The sequence below is a fragment of the Flavobacterium sp. genome, assembly GCF_041392085.1.
Classification (GTDB): domain Bacteria; phylum Bacteroidota; class Bacteroidia; order Flavobacteriales; family Flavobacteriaceae; genus Flavobacterium.
Genome location: NZ_JAWKMW010000016.1, coordinates 1 through 15,399 on the forward strand (window position 1 = coordinate 1; position 15,399 = coordinate 15,399).

The 15,399-nt window shown below is 34.5% G+C and carries 13 protein-coding genes; 10 read left to right on the forward strand and 3 right to left on the reverse strand.

The window, feature by feature from the left end:
- The 3 genes from R2782_RS12290 to R2782_RS12300 all read left to right on the forward strand — a co-directional run.
- Positions 1-415: ABC transporter substrate-binding protein (locus tag R2782_RS12290; RefSeq protein ID WP_371268547.1), on the forward strand; the 415-nt coding region annotated here is incomplete at its 5' end.
- An 81-nt stretch (positions 416-496) separates the two neighbouring features.
- Positions 497-1,510 (forward strand): iron chelate uptake ABC transporter family permease subunit, encoded by a 1,014-nt coding sequence (locus R2782_RS12295; RefSeq protein ID WP_371268548.1) that lies wholly within the window; start codon positions 497-499, stop codon positions 1,508-1,510.
- A 48-nt stretch (positions 1,511-1,558) separates the two neighbouring features.
- Positions 1,559-2,329, forward strand: a complete 771-nt coding sequence (locus tag R2782_RS12300; protein ID WP_371268549.1) for an ABC transporter ATP-binding protein — start codon at positions 1,559-1,561, stop codon at positions 2,327-2,329.
- Here the strand turns inward: R2782_RS12300 and R2782_RS12305 are convergent.
- Positions 2,326-3,936 (reverse strand): class I SAM-dependent methyltransferase, encoded by a 1,611-nt coding sequence (locus R2782_RS12305; protein WP_371268551.1) that lies wholly within the window; start codon positions 3,934-3,936, stop codon positions 2,326-2,328. The genes R2782_RS12300 and R2782_RS12305 overlap by 4 nt on opposite strands.
- 111 nt (positions 3,937-4,047) lie before the next feature.
- Between R2782_RS12305 and rmuC the strand changes: the two genes are divergently transcribed.
- From rmuC to R2782_RS12335, 6 genes are all read left to right on the forward strand, one after another.
- A complete protein-coding gene (gene rmuC / locus R2782_RS12310; protein WP_371268552.1) occupies positions 4,048-5,406 on the forward strand; it encodes a DNA recombination protein RmuC in 1,359 nt (452 codons plus the stop codon).
- Positions 5,407-5,583: 177 nt separating this feature from the next.
- The gene (locus R2782_RS12315; RefSeq protein ID WP_371268554.1) at positions 5,584-7,017 is read left to right on the forward strand and encodes an Ig-like domain-containing protein; all 1,434 of its coding nucleotides are present in this window, start codon (positions 5,584-5,586) and stop codon (positions 7,015-7,017) included.
- Positions 7,018-7,035: 18 nt separating this feature from the next.
- Complete coding sequence (locus R2782_RS12320) at positions 7,036-8,157, forward strand: hypothetical protein (RefSeq protein WP_371268556.1); 1,122 nt, start codon at positions 7,036-7,038, stop codon at positions 8,155-8,157.
- Positions 8,158-8,205: 48 nt separating this feature from the next.
- Entirely contained in the window at positions 8,206-10,266 is a 2,061-nt protein-coding gene (locus R2782_RS12325; protein WP_371268557.1) for an FG-GAP-like repeat-containing protein, read from the forward strand.
- An 84-nt stretch (positions 10,267-10,350) separates the two neighbouring features.
- Positions 10,351-11,526, forward strand: a complete 1,176-nt coding sequence (locus tag R2782_RS12330; protein WP_371268558.1) for a GlmU family protein — start codon at positions 10,351-10,353, stop codon at positions 11,524-11,526.
- 68 nt (positions 11,527-11,594) lie between these two features.
- Complete coding sequence (locus tag R2782_RS12335; protein WP_371268559.1) at positions 11,595-12,401, forward strand: hypothetical protein; 807 nt, start codon at positions 11,595-11,597, stop codon at positions 12,399-12,401.
- 44 nt (positions 12,402-12,445) lie between these two features.
- On the opposite strand, the gene R2782_RS12340 is transcribed toward R2782_RS12335, so the two are convergent.
- A complete protein-coding gene (locus tag R2782_RS12340) occupies positions 12,446-12,745 on the reverse strand; it encodes a hypothetical protein (protein WP_371268561.1) in 300 nt (99 codons plus the stop codon).
- 110 nt (positions 12,746-12,855) lie between these two features.
- The gene (locus tag R2782_RS12345; RefSeq protein WP_371268562.1) at positions 12,856-14,460 is read right to left on the reverse strand and encodes an ABC transporter substrate-binding protein; all 1,605 of its coding nucleotides are present in this window, start codon (positions 14,458-14,460) and stop codon (positions 12,856-12,858) included.
- A 94-nt stretch (positions 14,461-14,554) separates the two neighbouring features.
- Between R2782_RS12345 and R2782_RS12350 the strand changes: the two genes are divergently transcribed.
- Positions 14,555-15,399 (forward strand): MiaB/RimO family radical SAM methylthiotransferase (locus R2782_RS12350; RefSeq protein WP_371268563.1); only part of this gene is annotated, 845 nt, incomplete at its 3' end.

The following is a 15,399-nucleotide window of genomic DNA, read 5'->3' on the forward strand; positions in this document are numbered from 1 at the left end:
CGGAGCCATTTACCAAGACCAATGGTATTTGCCACAAGGAAAAAGTTGGGCAGCTCAATTTCTAGACAAAGCTGGTGGGAATTATCTTTGGTCAGCTACCGAAGGAACCGGAAGTTTATCTCTTTCCTTTGAAACCGTTTTAGAAAAAGCACAAGATGCCGATTTTTGGATTGGTCCCGGACAATTTACTTCCTTCGAACAACTTGAAAAGGCGAATCCAAATTACAAACATTTCAAAGCTGTTCAAAATAAAAATGTCTATTCGTTCAGTTCCAAAAAAGGAAAAACAGGTGGAATCATTTATTATGAATTAGCTTCCAATCGTCCTGATTTAGTATTAAAAGATTTAATCAAAATTCTTCATCCGGAATTACTACCGAATTATGAATTATACTTTTTTGAAAAATTGAAGTAGTTTATCAATCACATTTTAATTATTGTCTTAGTATATTTACACCACACTTAATGTTCCTTAATTACTTAATGGTTTAAAAAATTGCCAACTCAAAAAAATAAAATACTATTCTTATTTTTAAGTTTCGTTTTAATCGGAACATTTCTCCTCAATCTTAGTTTAGGTTCAGTTTCTATTCCAACAAGTGAAATTTTTAATTCCATCCTTGGTAATGAAATTAAATCGTCTTGGAAAATTATTCTATGGAATTTTCGACTCCCAAAAGCCATTACCGCCATTTTAGTGGGAATGGGATTATCGATTTCCGGATTGTTAATGCAAACCTTGTTTAGAAATCCGCTTGCGGGACCGTATGTGCTGGGTTTAAGTTCTGGCTCTAGTTTGGGCGTAGCTTTTGTGATTATGGGGGCCGGTTTTTTTCCTTCTTTTTTGGTTTCTGATTATGGAATTGTTTTGGCTTCCTCGTTGGGAAGTTTTTTAGTTTTATTAGCTGTTTTGGTCGTTTCACAAAAATTACGAGACACGATGGCGATATTGATTGTCGGACTCATGTTTGGTAGTTTTTCAAGTGCTATTGTAAGTGTGTTGAGTTATTTTAGCACCGCACAAGAATTGCAAAAATTCACCTTTTGGTCCATGGGAAGCTTGGCTAATTTACCGTGGAATTCCATACTAATTTTAACCATTTGCTGCGGTTTGGGATTAGGATTGAGTATATTCAGCATCAAACCTTTGAACACTTTATTGTTGGGAGAAAATTACGCCAAAAGTCTTGGTTTAAATTTTAAGAGAACGCGATTCATTATCATCTTCACCACAAGTATTTTAGCCGGTAGCATCACCGCTTTTGCGGGACCAATCGCTTTTGTTGGATTGGCCGTTCCACATTTGGCAAAATTGCTTTTTCAAACCAGTAATCATTTTATATTGTTTTGGAGTACGTTATTAATCGGAGCCATTTTAATGTTAATCTGCGACATTATCGCCCAACTTCCCGGAAGTGATTATATGTTACCTATCAATGCGATTACTTCTATGGTTGGAGCACCGGTCGTGGTGTGGTTATTGGTTAGAAAGCGGAAAATTATGATTTAAAAAAGCCTTAGTACCTTAGTATCTTAGAACCTTAGCACCTCAGAAAAAATGATTCTCCAATCCAAAAATCTCTCCATCGGCTACACTTCCAAAGCAGTAACCAAAACAGTTGCTTCTGAAGTTTCCATTCAATTGGAACAAGGAAAATTAATCGGTTTAGTAGGAGCCAACGGAGTTGGGAAATCAACCTTGTTGCGAACGATAACCGGAATTCAAAAACCACTTTCAGGAACAGTTTTACTAAACGAAAAAGTAATTGAATCATTTGAACCATTGTCTTTAGCTCAACAAATCAGCGTTGTGTTGACCGAAAAATTACCACCCAGTAATTTAACCGTTTATGAATTAATTGCGTTGGGAAGACAACCCTACACCAATTGGCTTGGAAAATTAACAGAAGCGGATAAAATCGAAATCGATAAAGCTATTGAACTAACCGAATTAAGGCATTTAATTCATCAGAAGCACTTCGAAATCAGTGACGGTCAATTACAAAAGGTTTTAATTGCCAGGGCATTAGCACAGGATACACCATTAATTGTTTTAGATGAACCTACGACTCATTTGGATTTATTGCACAAAGTATCCTTATTCAAACTCTTAAAAAAATTAACAAACGAAACCCAAAAATGCATTTTATTTTCAACACATGATATTGATTTAGCGATTCAATTGAGTGACGAAATGATCGTGATGGATGGAAAAATAGTCATACAAGATCAACCATGTAATTTGATTTCGAAAGGTGTTTTTTCATCATTATTTAATAATGAGCATATTCAATTTGATAAAGACAAAGGAAAATTTACTATCATTTAATTTTTTCCTTTTAATAAATTGATACTAACAGTGGCATAATCCGTATTTGGAAATTTATGAAATAATTTTTCATCCGGATGCAATCCGGCTTCGGCAGCGATTTTATGTAAAACATCAATTTCCACAATGTATTGATCCGAAAAACCATGCGTTGCATCATAAGCTGTTGCGGCTGTTTTACCTAGATTTTTTGCTGTTAATTCTGGTGAAATCGTATGTAATTCAATTAAAAGCAAACCGTATTTGGCTACATAAGGCGACCATTTTTTCAAATGTTCTAATAAATTATCTTCTACTTCATTATTGGTAATTCGTTCACCTCGAAAGGCAAAAGCTCCGGTTGATTTGCTCAATCGATTTGGTGTTTTTGTTTTCGGATTTTCCCAAATTCGGTTGTGGTCTAAAAATGTTCGAACATTCAATAAATCATTTAATTGAATGCCATAATTTTCATTTAAATCGTTGGCTAATAGATCGGGTTGACCAATATCTCCCCAAATGACTTTTGCCCAAATATCAGCATTAATTAAATTGGCTCTGGTCACTTTCAACGCGGCTTGATTGTAATCGGCACCAACTAAAAACAGCGGATAATCATCCAACATTCTTCCTCGTAACGTTTGACGATCAATAACTTCAAAAATATGCTGAATAAATGCTCCGTTGCCACAACCCATATCCAAAATTCCTTTTGGTTGTTCTTCAATCGGACGGTTAAAAAGGTCAATGATAATGTCATCTACTACTTTAAAATAAGTAGCATGAGCACCGCCGCTTCCCCAAACGTTCATTTCGCGGTCCACGTGCAATTCGTCTTCGCCTAATCCTACATTTCGAAGTATATTCGGATTACCGAAAATCAATTCATCTACTTTTCTAAACATCGGTAAATAAGAAACTGTTACGCCATAAGCTGCTACTTTTTTAGCAAAGAATAATCCGTTTTCTGTGAATTGATAAAAGCCTTTTTTTTCGGTAAACCAACCTAAATGAACAAAAAAGTTTAAAATTTGTGTAAAATGTTCCGGGTGTTTGTGAAATTCTTCGGGCTTAAAACTTGTTTCCATAAAATACTTGTGAAACATGCCGTTCATTCCCAATCGAACGAGTGTAGAACCAACTAAATTTCCTTCAATATGTCGTAGGATTTGTTTTTGAATAGAAAGTGTTGTTTCATCATCCGAAAAAGTAATTCCAAAATCATTTTTATACTTTTCAAATAATGGTTTTAAACGTAAAAAAGGTTCTTCCTGAAAAACCCGATGATGAAAATTTCCTGCAAATTTTGATAATTCAACCACATCTTTGTACAGCGGGAATAAGCCGAAAGCAATTGCGGAGTTATCATTTACCGAATAGATTACTTCGTTAGACTGATTATTAACATTGAAATCAATAAAGCCTTGCGAAGCCAAAACACGCATTGCTACGTTCAAATAACCTTCATTAGAAGAAAATTGAATTGACAACTCTTTCAAAGAAATCGATTTTTTTGCTAAAACAAAATCCATCACACCTTTTTCCCATAAGGCATAGGCTACCGGTGCAGTAACCAATCCGTCTAGATGTTGAAAAAGTTGACTTCTAAGTTGAGATTTGTCTTGCATAACCCATTGATTTTGGTTAAAGATAAAAAAATATTTTTTCAAATTGACAGTGTTTCATTGATATGCATTTTTCTTTTGTGTATTTTTACTTTTCAAAAATAGCACCGCCAAATGTCAGACGTATTTCTTTTTACCATTGTTTTTATTATTGCATTAGCGATAGGAATTTTTATTGGGAAACAACTTTTTACAGCTCAAGCAAAATCAGAAAAATCTAGTTTAGAAGAACGAATCAATGGACTTTTAGCTCAAATTGAGCAAACAAAAATTCGCTTCCAAGAAGAACAAAATCAATTTACTAAAAATGTAGAATCAGAGCGAAAAGAGAAAGAAGAAATTCGTCGTGAAAAAGATTTCCTATTGATGCAATTGACCAAAAAAGAGGCCGATTTTGAAAATCTTTGGCAACGCAACAAAGAACAAAAAAAGGAAGTTGAAGAATTACAGGAAAAATTCACCAAAGAATTTGAAAATTTAGCCAATAAAATTCTCGAAGAAAAAACCGTAAAATTTACCGAACAAAACAAAGAAAATTTAAAAAACATATTGTCTCCTTTACAGGAAAAAATTCAGCATTTTGAAAAGAAAGTCGAAGATACCCACAAGGAAAGCATTGACTATCATGCTGCACTTCGTCAGCAAATTGTAGGTTTAAAAGAAATGAACGAGCAAATGAGCAAAGAAACACTCAATTTGACAAAAGCGTTGAAGGGTGATAGTAAAATGCAAGGAAATTGGGGTGAATTAATTTTAGAACGCGTTCTCGAAAAATCAGGTTTAGAAAAAGGTAGAGAATACGAAGTGCAGCAAAGTTTTATGACAGATGAAGGCAATCGTGTGCAACCCGATGTGGTAATCAATTTACCTGATGGCAAAAAAATGATAGTCGATTCTAAAGTTTCACTTACAGCTTATGAGCGTTTTGCCAACGAAGAAGATGATGCTTTAAAAGGTGGGTTTCTGAAAGAACATACCAATTCTATCAAACGCCATGTAGAGCAATTGAGTGATAAAAATTATCACGATTTGTACCAAATGGAAAGTCCTGATTTTGTTTTGTTATTTATTCCGATTGAATCGGCTTTTGCTATTGCGTTAAATGAAGACAATTCATTGTACAACAAGGCATTTGAGCGAAATATCATTATTGTAACACCAACTACTTTGTTAGCCACGTTACGCACCATCGACAGTATGTGGACAAACCAAAAACAACAGGAAAATGCCTTAGAAATTGCCCGTCAAGCCGGAGCTTTGTATGATAAATTTGAAGGATTGGTTTCCGATTTGATTAAAATTGGTAAAAAAATGGAAGAAGCCAAAACCGAATATGGCAATGCCATGGGGAAATTAGTTGAAGGAAAAGGAAATCTTATTGGTAGCGTAGAGCGTTTGAAAAAAATGGGAGCAAAGGCCAAAAAAGCACTTCCAGAATCAATTTTAAAAAGAGCTGAAGAAGAAGGATACTAATAATTCAGATTTTCAGTTGGTTTGAATTATAGCTTTTAAAACGTCTTTCCTTGAATTTTTTGTATTAAATTTAAAGATTTTCCTATTTTTATACATAAATTTATAAAAGTATTTCTGATTACTTGTCAATCGTATTGATTTTTTTATTATTTTTGGTTTCAAATTCCAAAAACCCAAATGAAAAAGAATTACGCATACCTATTACTATTTCTATTTGCCTCCAGCTTGATATTTTCAATCACTTCTTGTTCTGATGACGATGATTATACTCCGATTGATGATACATTGCCTATTGCCTCAGATGATGCAGCTACCTATCCTTTAGCTGAATCGGTTGAAATAGCGGTACTACAGAATGATACTACCGGAGATGAAGTTATTCCAACTACTGTAAGTATAGTTGGTGGAGTTGATACTGATTCTAATGGAACATTAGACAGATTAGATGTTGCAAATGAGGGAATTTGGATGGTGAACGCTGTGAATGGAAATATTACATTTACTCCTGTAGAATCTTTTATTGGAAACCCTACCGTTATTCAATATACTGTTGAAGATGCAGAAGGAAATGTTTCCAACCAAGCCAATGTAACTATAACTGCTGTTTCAATAGCGGTTGTGGATTTAACTCAAGTTCCTTATCCTAAATTATCTGATTATAAGTTTTTTGTGGGTAATATAAAAAATCAAAACCCATCATTTGGAGTTTTGCCATACAAACCGGCAAGTTCACTTTTTACAGATTATGCACAAAAGGCACGATTTGTTTGGATGCCGGATGGAACAACTGCTACTTATAACGGTGATGAAAATAATTTAGAATTACCCGTTGGAGCAGTTTTGATTAAGAATTTTTATTACAACAACGTACAGCCGTCTAATACAACCCGAATTATTGAAACGCGTTTAATGATTAGAAAAAGTGATGGTTGGATATTTGCCGAATATGTTTGGAATAATGAGCAAACTGAAGCTTTTTTGCAAATGGACGGAAGTACAACAAGTATAACGTGGTTAAATGAAAATGGTATTTCTCAAACAGTTTCACAGTACAGGATTCCATCCGAAGTAGAGTGTTTAACTTGTCACAAACAAGAAACTACTCCAAATCCAACTTCAATTCCAATTGGAATTAAACCGCAAAGTTTGAATACGATTTATAATTATCAAACCGGAATGCAAAATCAATTGGCTAAATGGGTAGAAATGGGATATTTATCTTCTACAGGTTTGCCAAATACCATTGCATCAGTTGTTGATTATAACGACACCTCTCAATCGTTAGATTTACGTGTTCGTTCTTATCTTGATATTAACTGTGCCCATTGTCATAGCGATTTGGGACAATGTAATTACAGAGATCTTCGTTTGAGTTTTGTAGATACAACAAATCCTGCAAATATGGGGTTTTGTATCCCGTCAGTTCAACCTGTTGAGGGAGCCACAAGTATTGTGCAGCCCGGAAATCATGAGCGATCGGCTATGTATTTAATGCTAAATAATAATGACGGAGGGACTTTAACAATGCCTTTATTAGGAAGAACTGTTATTCATCAAGAGGGGCTTGCATTAATCGAGCAATGGATTAATTCGTTGGAAGGATGCGATTAATGATTTGAATTTTATTACATGAAAAAGAAAATATTTTTAGTAGTTCTACACCTTGTTGCATTAGTGACTATATCTTCTTGTTCAGAGAACGACCCTGCGGACTATGAGCCTGTTTCTCCGGTTGTGGTAGATTTAACGAGTGTTCCTTATCCAAAATTATCTGATTACAAATTTTTTGAAGGCGATATGAAGAATCAGATTCCAGCGTTGGATGTGATTCCGTACGAGCCAATATCCTCTTTGTTTTCTGACTATGCTCATAAAAAGAGATTTGTTTGGGTGCCAAAAGGATTAAAGGCAACGTATGATGGTGATAATAAAATAGTAGTATTGCCAACAGGTTCAGTAATCATTAAATCATTTTTTTACGAAAATATTATTCCTGCAAACGAGACAAAATTAATTGAAACCCGATTGATGATTCGTAAAGCCGATGGTTGGATTTTTGCTAATTATGTTTGGAATGAAGAGCAAACTGAAGCCTATTTTGATTTAGAAGGAAGTGTGAAAAACATTTCTTGGACAGATGAAAATAATATAGTAAAAAATGTAGAATATAGAATTCCGAATCATGCACAGTGTATTGTTTGTCATAAATCTAAAGGTTATGTTAACGATGTTTATGTGCAAGTAAATATTCCAATCGGTTTGAAACCTCAAAACCTTAACAAACCATACAATTACGGATCTGAAACTAAAAATCAATTAACAAAGTGGATGGAGTTGGGTATATTAGAAAATTTCTCTTTGCCCAGTGTAGAAAATACGGTTGTGAATTATGCTGACCAAAGTAAGACATTAGATCAACGCGTTCGTTCTTACTTTGATATTAATTGTGCTCACTGCCATAGTACAACCGGTCATTGCGATTACAGACCTATGCGATTCCCTTTTTCTGAAACAAATAATAACTTAATCAATATGGGTGTTTGCGTTGATACGCAAGATATGCAAAATTTTGAATCAGCACTTTCTAAATTGGTAACACCCGGCAATATTGAAAGATCAATGCTGTACTTTAGATTAAACACAATTGATGAAACATATAGAATGCCGCTACACGGAAGAGCAATAATTCATCAAGAAGGAATTGAACTTGTTGAAGATTGGATCAATTCTTTAACCAATACTTGTCAATAACTAATTAAATATTTATAAATTGAAGCAACTAATAAAAATTTTTTAAAAATGAAAAAAATTACTTTAATTACTACTTTTCTAACATTGTTTGTTATAACAATGAAAGCACAGGATAATTGTTCTGCAGCTTTAGAAATTACTTCACCCGGCTTGTATACAGTTGGTGTTATAAACGGTTCGCAAGTTCCTTCACCCATTTGTACTCCTAACGGAGCAATTCCTCAAGCCAATATTCCTGCAGGTCATTGGTATGTATATACTCCTGCACAGAACTATACTGTGACAATTTCTTCAGATATTCCTGAAAATACACCAATAGTAGACACTCGCTTTCATGTTTACATTGGAACTTGTGAAGCATTGGTTTGTTATTCTGGCGATGACGATTCTGGAGCAGGTTATTCTTCTGTGGCTTCATTCAATGTTACTGCTGGTACAACATACTATATAGCTTGGGATAATCGATGGTTAAATGTGCAAAACAATAACGGGTTTTCATTTCAATTTACAGAGAGTACTGTAGTTGTTCCTGAAACACCCATATCTTATTCTAACCAACCCATTCCTACCATAAATAGCCAATACAATATTTGCGTAGTTGATATGAACGGCGATTTTTTAGACGATATTGTTGGAATTAGTTCCTCAAATATGAGAGTACACTATCAAACAGAAACACAAGGCGTTTTTACAGTAGCTGATTTTCCTTTGACTGGAAGTGTTCGAATGCCTAATTGGAGTTTAGCTGCTGGTGATTATAATAGAGATGGCTTAAACGATATTGTATTAGGAAATGGTAGTGGAGCAACAATCTTAACCTCTGTTAACGATGGAGCCGGTTACTCGGTTTATACACCTAGTGATTATATTTTCTCACAAAGAACAAACTTCGCAGATTTAAATAACGATGGAAATTTAGATGTTTTTGTTTGTCATGATATTGCACCAAGTTGTTATTACTTGAATGATGGAAATGGAAATTTAACCTTTTATCAAGCTACCGTAACATCAGGTTCTATGCACTTAGCAACAACAACCGGTAATTATGCTACTTTATTTACTGACTTTGATAATGATGGTGATACAGATGTATTCGTTTCAAAATGTTCAGGTCCGCCTTGCGAATTATATCGTTATGATGGAGATGGAGTCTATACAAATATATCTGCATTAGCAGGTATTAACGTTACGCCAATTCAAACTTGGTCTTCTGCAATTTCTGATTTTGACAATGATGGCGATATGGATATTATTATCACAGCCAGTTCAGGAACACATCGATTCTTTAGAAATAATTTAGATGGCTCTACTGAAATTGATGAAGCATTTACAAACATAACAGCAGGTTCAGGTTGGGATACCAATTCTTCAACTAACATTGATAACATTGCTTATGATTTTGATAATGACGGGAAAGTAGACGTGTTAGGCGGTGGAAATAAAATCATGTTCAATCAAGGTGACAACGTTTTTGCTCCGGTTTCTATTCCTGGCCTATCTGTTTCTGCCGTTGGAGATTTAAATAACGACGGGTTTTTAGATTTTCAATCTGGTTCAACTATTAAATATGCTATTCCAAACGAAAATAATTGGGTAAAAGTTGCTTTAACAGGTATTCAAAGTAATAGCAACGGAATTGGAGCTAGAGTGGAGATTTATGGAGCTTGGGGTAAACAAATCAGAGATGTGAGAAGTGGAGAAGGATTTAAATACATGAGTTCTCTTAATGCTCATTTTGGAATTGGTTTAGCCACCGAAATCGATCAAATTATTGTAAGATGGCCTTCAGGACTTGTTGACACTATTGATAATCCAGAAATAAATGAAATGCTTCAAATTGTGGAAGGAGAAACATTAAGCGTGAACAATAACAGTTTTACAAACTTTAAAGTGTATCCAAATCCTGCAACGGATATTGTTACTTTGCAAACTTCAAACAATTTCCAAGTTGTTTCTGCTGAAATTTTTGATCTTAACGGAAGAAAAGTTTACGAATCTGCCGTGGTAAACGAAACCATTTCAATTCAATCACTTGCTGCCGGAACGTATATTCTTTTAGCAAAAGACAGCGAAGGAACACTTTCAACACACAAGTTGATTAAACAATAAAACACCTAACCAAACTAAATTTTTAAAAGCCCTCCAATTTGTGAGGGCTTTTTTATAACTTTGAATTCTATTAAAAACAGCAAAATGAACTACATACTTTTTGACGGCCCCGTACGTAATGCTCTTTTACCTTTTACATTTACGCGTCCAGTAGCTGATATTCGTGTCGGAATTTTGACTATTCGAGAAAAATGGGAAAAATATTTAGGCTATACTACCACATCTATTACGGAAGATTATTTGTCTGAAAAATACCCAATGGTTGAAATGGATGAAAATATTCTAATCAATGCCTCATATCTCCCCAACGAAGTGTTGGTTGAAATGATTAATAGTCTCGAAAAGAATCAAGCCATTTTTAAAGATGATGAAGTAGTGGCTTTCTATACGAATGATACCCAAGAAGAAGTAGATTTTGATACTTACGAAATCATTGATTACAACGAAGACGGTTTACGCATTGAACACACGTGGGATATTTTCGCTAAAAACGATGCTGCTATTCGCGAAGATTTTGAATTGTTAACCGAAGGAAGAACGTCTCAACCCATCCCAAAAAGTGTGAATGTCATTGCACCTGAAAATATATTTATTGAAAAAGGGGCAAAACTTGAATATGTAACATTAAACGCATCCACAGGCCCCATATATATTGGTAAAAATGCCGAAATCATGGAAGGTTCTGTCATTCGAGGACCTTTTGCCTTGTGTGAAGAAGCACAAGTAAAATTAGCGACCAAAGTCTACGGTGCTACCACTGTTGGTCCTCATTGCAGAATTGGTGGAGAAGTGAATAATTCTGTTCTGTTTGGCTATTCCAACAAAGGTCATGATGGCTTTTTAGGAAATGCCGTATTAGGCGAATGGTGTAACATTGGAGCCGATTCCAATAATTCCAACCTAAAAAACAACTACGAAGAAGTAAAATTATGGAGCTACGAAACCGAAGGTTTTGAAAAAACCGGTTTACAGTTTTGCGGACTCATGATGGGCGACCACAGTAAATGTGGTATCAACACCATGTTTAACACCGGTACTGTCGTGGGCGTGTCCACCAATATTTTCGGTAGCGGATTTCCACGCAATTTTGTGCCGAGTTTTAGTTGGGGAGGTGCTTCCGGCTTTACGACCTACATCACTAAAAAAGCGTTTGAAACCGCTCGAATTGTGATGTCTCGCCGTCATGTAGAATTTACAGAAGAAGATGCTAGAATTTTAGAACATGTGTTTGAGGAGACTAAGAAGTGGAGGAAGGAGTAACTTTAAACTTAACCGCAGAGGTTGCAAAGTCTTTATTGATTATCTTAAATTCATAAATTTTAATTATTATGAATAGAATTTGCTGTGTTTTTTTGTCATGTATTACATCACTTAGTTTTGTATTTAGTCAAGAAAAAAGTTATCTAGATTATATTAATGAAACAACAGCTATATATCCTGGATGTGAGAACTCAATTGATAAATCAGAATGCTATAGATTGAAAATAGGGAAATTAATCCAAAACGAAATTAATAAGCAGGAAAGCTTAAATGATTTTCTTGGGATTTTAGAGATTAATTTAGCTTTGCGAAATGAGATGGATGGGAAAATATCTATCATTAGTATAAAGAATGTTGATAAAAAAATTGAAGATATTGTAATTAATAGCTTTGAAAATTTACCATTAATACAGCCTATTGTTGATTTTAGAGATGGTGAATCTAAAGCGTCCTCAATTTCTTTTTATGTTGTTTTAGAAAAAAATGAAAATTCAAACAGATTTGATTTAGTCAATAGAAAATCTAAAGTGGATTTGTCAAAAGTACCTTCACCAAATCCAGATAAAATTAGAAATGTAATATTGAAAGGTTGCTCTGAAGAATCTTTAAATAATGATTGCTTCTATCTTAAGATTAATGAATTTATTTTAAATAATTTAGAAAAGCAAGTTGTTGAAAATATCAAAGGGAAGAAATTTATTGTAAAAATAAAATTTGATAAAAACGGAAAATTTTTAAAAAAACATTTTGATTGTAGTTTGGAAAATTATAAAGATTATTTTATTGAAATGTTTGAAACTTTAGTAATAATAAAACCAGCTGAGTTGAATGGAGAAAAAATAGATATAACATACTCAATTCCAATTCAGATTTAATAAAAGTTGTTTGTAATTATAAAAATTCTTCTACTAAGTATCAATCACTTCACCTTATAAAAAAATCCCTCAATCCATTTCCAATTGTGATTGAAAATATAAAGAACTATAGAGAGCACAATCAAAAACAAAATAACTTTTACAATAAGCTTTTTTCGTTCTAATTTCCGTTCAACAAGCATTTTTTCACGAATGGATTCCAATAATTCAGGTGTCGCTTGAACGTGATCCACAAACTCAGATGTTTCATTGGACGTGTTTTCCAAACGTTTTAGTTTGTCAATATGGCTTCTTTTATTAAATTTAGTGAGCCATGTTCCGAATGATGCAAAACCTATTGACATTGTAGAGTTTATTTTATTTTTTATTTCTCTCAAAGTCGCCAAGTCTATCTTTGCGTCTTTGCGAGAAATTTATTTAGCGTCCTTAGCGTAAACCTTAGCGTCCTTTGCGGTTAAATCTTCCTAACCTTTTTTAAAGATAATAAATTCAACGGATTTATCCCCAAACCTTCCACGTTTTTTCTCGTAAACCTCGCCACTTTATCATAAAACAACGGAATCACCGGAGCTTCTTCAATGATGATTTGATCCATTTGTTGATACAACTCAAATCGTTTGGCATCATCGGTTTCTAAGAATGCTTTTTCATACAACGCATCAAATTTAGCATTAGAAAAATGCGTGTAATTCGGTCCATTCGGAGCGAAATTTTTACTGTAAAAAAGCGATAAATAATTCTCCGCATCTGGATAATCGGCAATCCAACTCGCTCTGAAAAAAGTGACTTTTCCGGTTGCTATCGCTTGGCGTAATGTAGAGGGTGGATTCACATCAATTTCAACATCCAAACCAATTTTTTGCCATTCGCGTTGTAAGAATTCGGCAATATCAATATAGGTTGCATTGGTACTCAAAACGATTTTTGGTTTTTTAATACCGGTTTCTTTGACAAAGTCAGCCACTAATGCTTTGGCTTTTTCAGGTTCAAAATCATAGCCCTTTTGATTATTAAAACTTGGCATACCGCTAGGAATAATACCACTTGTGGCCGGAATTCCCATGTTGTTTCGCAAATAGGTAATCATCTTAGCTCGATCAAAACCATAATTTAATGCTTGACGAATGCGTTTGTCCAAAATCGTTTTATCCGAACCATCCATTCTAAAACCTAAATATTCCGTGTTAAGGTACGAACCGCTAATCAAATTCACATCAGTTAAATATTTCGGTTGCAATTCACCTTTTTGTGTCAGAATTTCATCTTTATACGAAGGATCCAAACCGGAAACAAAATCAATTTTCCCTTGAATAAATTCCAAAAAGCCACTTTGTTTATCGGGCAAAAAAGTGATGGCAACCGCTTCTAAATAAGGCAATTGCTTGCCTCTTTCATCTTTTTCAAAATAGATCGGATTTCGTCGCAACACCAATTTGACATTTTCTTCCCAAAATTTAAATTGAAACGGTCCTGTGCCAATTGGTTTTGTTCTGAAATCGTAATTCGGACTTTCAATGATTTCTTTTGGCACCACCGACGCATATTTCATCGATAACAATCCCAAAAATGCTGGGAATGGTTTCGTCAATTTTATTTCAAAAATAGAATCGTTGATTGCTTGAAAATTTTCTACATTTTGCAAAATCCATCCGCCTGGCGAGGCAATTTTTTCATCTTTCAAACGATTCAAACTGTATTCAAAATCACTTGCTTTCACAATTCGGGTGGAATCATTCCCAAACAAATGATGCTTGTGAAAATAGACATCGTTTCGCAACACAAATTGATACGTTTTTCCATCTTCCGCAATCGTCCAACTTTTGGCAATATCCGGTTCAATGTGTAAACTGTCATCCAACTGAACCAAACCATTGAACAATTGATTGCATGCCCAAATGATGTTTTGTGATTTTGAAAAAGCCGGATCTAACGTGGCAATGTTCGCACTTTCGTTGTATCTGAAAACTAATGAATCATTTGTTTCCGCTTTCTTATTTCCACAGGAAATCAAGGCTGTAAAAAAGTAAAATAGTGATAGATAGCGAAGTAATGATTTCATTTTCCGGAATATTGTGTGTAAATTTGCACTCTTTTTAATAGGGTAAATATAAGTAAAGAAACCCTTTTTCCAATTTAAGGAAATGCAGAATATGATAGCAAACCCCAAAAAAGTCGCTTTTTACACCTTAGGTTGCAAACTGAATTTTTCAGAAACCTCTACGATTGCCCGAAATTTTCAACAAGAAGGTTTTGAACGCGTTGATTTTGAAGAAGTTGCTGATATTTATGTGATTAATACGTGTTCCGTTACAGAAAATGCCGATAAACAATTCAAGCAAATTGTCAAAAAAGCATTGAAAAATAACGAGAAAGCGTTTGTGGCTGCGGTGGGATGTTATGCTCAATTGAAACCTGAAGAATTGGCTGCTGTGGATGGGGTGGATTTGGTTTTGGGAGCTACTGAAAAATTCAAAATCACCGATTATTTGAATGATTTGACTAAAAATGATTTGGGCGAAGTGCATTCTTGTGAAATTGAAGAAGCCAATTTTTATGTGGGAAGTTATTCCATTGGCGACCGAACGCGTGCCTTTTTGAAAGTACAAGACGGTTGTGATTATAAATGTACGTATTGTACGATTCCGCTTGCTCGTGGGATTTCACGCAGTGATGAATTGCAAAATGTATTGAAAAACGCCAAAGAAATTTCGCAACAAGGCATCAAAGAAATTGTGTTAACCGGAGTGAATATTGGTGATTACGGAAAAGGCGAATTTGGCAACAAAAAACACGAACATACATTTTTAGAATTGGTTCAGGCATTGGATGAAGTAGAAGGTATTGAGCGTTTACGAATTTCTTCTATCGAGCCGAATTTATTGAAAAATGAAACGATTGAATTTGTATCGAAAAGCCGAACATTTGTGCCGCATTTTCACATTCCGTTGCAATCGGGAAGTAATGACATTTTGAAGAAAATGAAACGTCGTTATTTGCG

What these genes read in the sequence shown, in the direction of transcription:
- R2782_RS12315 (WP_371268554.1), top strand. Translation starts at nt 5,584, where the DNA reads ATGAAAAAGAATTACGCATACCTATTACTATTTCTATTTGCCTCCAGC.
- R2782_RS12340 (WP_371268561.1), bottom strand. Translation starts at nt 12,745, where the DNA reads ATGTCAATAGGTTTTGCATCATTCGGAACATGGCTCACTAAATTTAAT.
- rmuC (WP_371268552.1), top strand. Translation starts at nt 4,048, where the DNA reads ATGTCAGACGTATTTCTTTTTACCATTGTTTTTATTATTGCATTAGCG.
- R2782_RS12335 (WP_371268559.1), top strand. Translation starts at nt 11,595, where the DNA reads ATGAATAGAATTTGCTGTGTTTTTTTGTCATGTATTACATCACTTAGT.
- R2782_RS12320 (WP_371268556.1), top strand. Translation starts at nt 7,036, where the DNA reads ATGAAAAAGAAAATATTTTTAGTAGTTCTACACCTTGTTGCATTAGTG.
- R2782_RS12330 (WP_371268558.1), top strand. Translation starts at nt 10,351, where the DNA reads ATGAACTACATACTTTTTGACGGCCCCGTACGTAATGCTCTTTTACCT.
- R2782_RS12300 (WP_371268549.1), top strand. Translation starts at nt 1,559, where the DNA reads ATGATTCTCCAATCCAAAAATCTCTCCATCGGCTACACTTCCAAAGCA.
- R2782_RS12345 (WP_371268562.1), bottom strand. Translation starts at nt 14,460, where the DNA reads ATGAAATCATTACTTCGCTATCTATCACTATTTTACTTTTTTACAGCC.
- R2782_RS12325 (WP_371268557.1), top strand. Translation starts at nt 8,206, where the DNA reads ATGAAAAAAATTACTTTAATTACTACTTTTCTAACATTGTTTGTTATA.
- R2782_RS12305 (WP_371268551.1), bottom strand. Translation starts at nt 3,936, where the DNA reads ATGCAAGACAAATCTCAACTTAGAAGTCAACTTTTTCAACATCTAGAC.